This window comes from Peptococcus simiae, from assembly GCF_046097595.1.
GTDB classification, from domain to species: domain Bacteria; phylum Bacillota; class Peptococcia; order Peptococcales; family Peptococcaceae; genus Peptococcus; species Peptococcus simiae.
In genome coordinates, this window is sequence record NZ_JBJUVG010000025.1 from 1 (window position 1) to 3,193 (window position 3,193).

At 48.0% G+C, this 3,193-nt stretch carries 1 protein-coding gene; it reads right to left on the reverse strand.

Annotated features, from left to right (window positions below; genetic code table 11):
• Nucleotides 1–3,193: isopeptide-forming domain-containing fimbrial protein (locus ACKQTC_RS09145; RefSeq protein WP_408978137.1), on the reverse strand; the 3,193-nt coding region annotated here is incomplete at both ends.

Below are 3,193 nucleotides of genomic sequence, written 5' to 3' on the forward strand. Positions count from 1 at the left end.
GGCACCGCCTGTACCGTTTTCACCGGTGGCGTTGGCGGTGTTCGTAAGGGTTACGGCGTGTTGCTTGCGGAGTTTATCCAGCTCGCTTTCGCTGGCACCCTTTTTGTAGGTGATTTCCTTGGCAGTCCCCTTCTTCACCTGTACGGTGTAGGTGACCTTGACGCTTTCACCGGGGGCAATGTCCCCAATGGGCTGGGTCACTGTGCTGCCACTAACCATGGCTAGACCTTCACCATCTGTTTTCCCGTGTAGGGTGGGCTGGCCAATGAGTTGGACTTCGGAAGGCAGGGTATCTACGAGGGTAACGTTTTTCCAGGTGGCGTTCTTGGATCGGTTACCTACTTCTACAGTGTAGGTGAGGTATTCAAGGTCTCCGACCTTATCCTGGTCGTGGGTCTTGAGTACATAAGGGCCTGCTTTGCCTTCTGGTACGACTACCGGGGTAGAGGGTAGGTTCCGGTCAGGTTCACCGGGGGTTTTAAGGACGGCTACGTTGACGATGGTTTTCCCTTCTGCTGCCTCTTTGACTTTGACGTCAAATTTGTAGACAGCTTTTTCGCCGGGCTTGAGGGCTTCAGGTTTTAGGGTTAGGGTATTGGTCTTGCTGTCAAAGGAGCCGTCGTTGGACCCTCTGCCGTTCTTTTCGAGGTGGCCAATGTATTCAAGTTCTTCCGGAATAGGGTCGGTAATGGTTACGTCTTCCCAGTCGGCGGTGGCACTTGGGCTGTTGGCTACTTCGATTTCATAAGAGAGGGTATCTCCTACCTTGGCTTGGCTCTTATTAACGGACTTGGCCCCTACTCTACCGTCAGCCTTGCCCTTTTCTACTACAGTAGGCCGGTTGACCTCTGCTTCCTTGGGGTTGGCATTGTCAGCAGTACCGGTTGCCTTGTTGTAGATGGTCTTGCCTTGAGCGGCTTCTTTAACCACGGTGCGCAAAACGATTTCTGCTTTTTCACCGGGTAGGAGGCTGCCTACTAAGACCTCAACAACGCCTGTTTTCATGTTATACACGTACTTGGCACTTACGCCAGGTTCGCTTTTCCCTTGGGCGTCTGTCTTAGCAATGGTGGCAATACCGCCCCATTCAAGGCCTTGAGGGATAGGATCTGTGACTTTTACATTATTGGCTGCTACTTCGGCGTTGGCGTCATTAGCAACGGTAATGGTGTAGTCTAAATTATCCCCCACCTTGACTTCGGTTTTGTCGGCTGTCTTCTGGATAGAGAGGTTAGCTTTACCTTCTGCAATCTTGGAAACCTTAGAGCCGCTTGAGACCCGCTCGGCATTGGTCCCTTCTGCGGAAGCAATATTTTCTACTTCCTTACCATACCCGGTCTTATTAACAGTGACCTTGAAGACAACCTTTTTGGTCTGGTCAATCTTCACATCACCAAGGTTAACGGTAAGGAGCCGGGCTTCTTCATCATAGGAGAAGTCGCTATGGCCCTTGCCATCTACAGTGACAGAGCCTGCAAAGTCTAAGGCCGGATCAATGGGGTCTGTTACAACAACGCCCTTGGCGTCATTCTTAGACTTGCCATCTGTCTTGACCTTGACGGTGTAGGTGAGCGTGTCCCCTACCTTGGCTTCTTTCTTATCTACTTCCTTGGTGATGTCGAGGTAGGCCTTACCATCTTTCACCTTGGTAATGGCAGTGTCCTCTTTGCTCTTCTTGGGATCAGTGTTGGTCCCTTTACCGACAGCTACGTTTCTAAGTTCCATGTCGAAAGCATCTTTAGTGACTTCAGCATCGAAAGAAACCGTCTTAGATTTTTCAATCTCAATGTCGCCTACAGGAACTTTTAATTCTCGGCTGTCGGCATTGTATTCAATGTCACTAAAGAACTTGCCGTCCACCTGAAGGGTCCCGGGCTTAAATTCTAAGCCCATGGGGATGGTGTCAGTGACAACCACATTTTTAGCCCGGGTTTTAGACGTTTTATCTGCATCCACCTTGATGGTGTATTTAAGGGTATCGCCAACTTCGGCTTCTTTTTTGTCAACGACTTTATCCATGTTCAGATATGCCTTGCCTTCTTGTACGACAAAGCCCTTGTCGCCGGTTTCAATGCCGGGGGGGATAGAATCGTTACGTTTCGGCAGCGGCTTGTTTGGATCCTTGTTCGGATCATCGTTTTCGTTTAAGTTAGGATCTAACTGGTTAGAACTCTTTAAGTCAACGATATTGTCACCGGTTAAAACAGCAATGTTTTTGATTTCTTTATTGAAGGCATCTTTGTCGATTTTAGCCTTAAATTGGATAGTTTTGCTTTCCCCGGCTTTTACATCACCAAGGGCAATTTCAAGCTGCTTTTGACCGGTTTTGACAGCCTCAGCTAGGACAAAGTTCCCTTTTTCGCTGACCATGTAATCAGTTGTTTTGTAGTCTTTGCTTTTGCCATTGACCGTAACGGAACCGTCTACAAGGGTCATGTACTTAGGAACCGGGTCATAGATCTTGGCGTTTTCAATAGGGCTGGTCGCTTTTTTGTCATTCTGCACCTTAATGGTGTAGGTGACTTCATCACCGGGGGTGAAGACCTTAGCGTCTTTACCTTCTGCTTCAGAGGTCTTGCTCACGCTAGGTACTGGAGTACCCTTTTCGTATACATAGGTGAGAACCTTAACGTAACCAACATAGTTAAAGCCAACAATGTCTTTAGGCGATTTTACTTCTTTGCCATCACTGACTTTTTTCTTTTGGATAACGTTGCCTTCAGTATCTACATATTTCTCAATAATGACATTATATTTGCCATCATTGTAGTCGAAGCCATGCCATTTGCCACGTTCTTTTTTGTGGTTGATGGTTGCTTCAAGGGCATCTGCGTAGTACCAGTCATCTTCTTTGATGTCCGTATACGGGTTCTTCACACCTAACTCCCGGAGTTTTTCCGTAGTCATTTGGCGATCTAAAACTCGGTTAATGATAGACATGGTTTCAGTCCGGGTAATGTAGTTATTCGGTTTAAAGGTACCGTCCGGATAACCGCTTACCCATTTATTGGCAGCCGCAAGAGCAACGGCACTGGAGTACCATTGACCGGTAGAAACGTCTGCAAAGGCGCCATCATCTTTTTTACCACCAAACTTTTCAGGGTTAAAGCGAGTGGCCAAGCCGGCTAATTCAGCCCGGGTGATAGGTTCGTCAGGACGGAACTTGCCTTCAGAACCGGCAATGATACCGCTC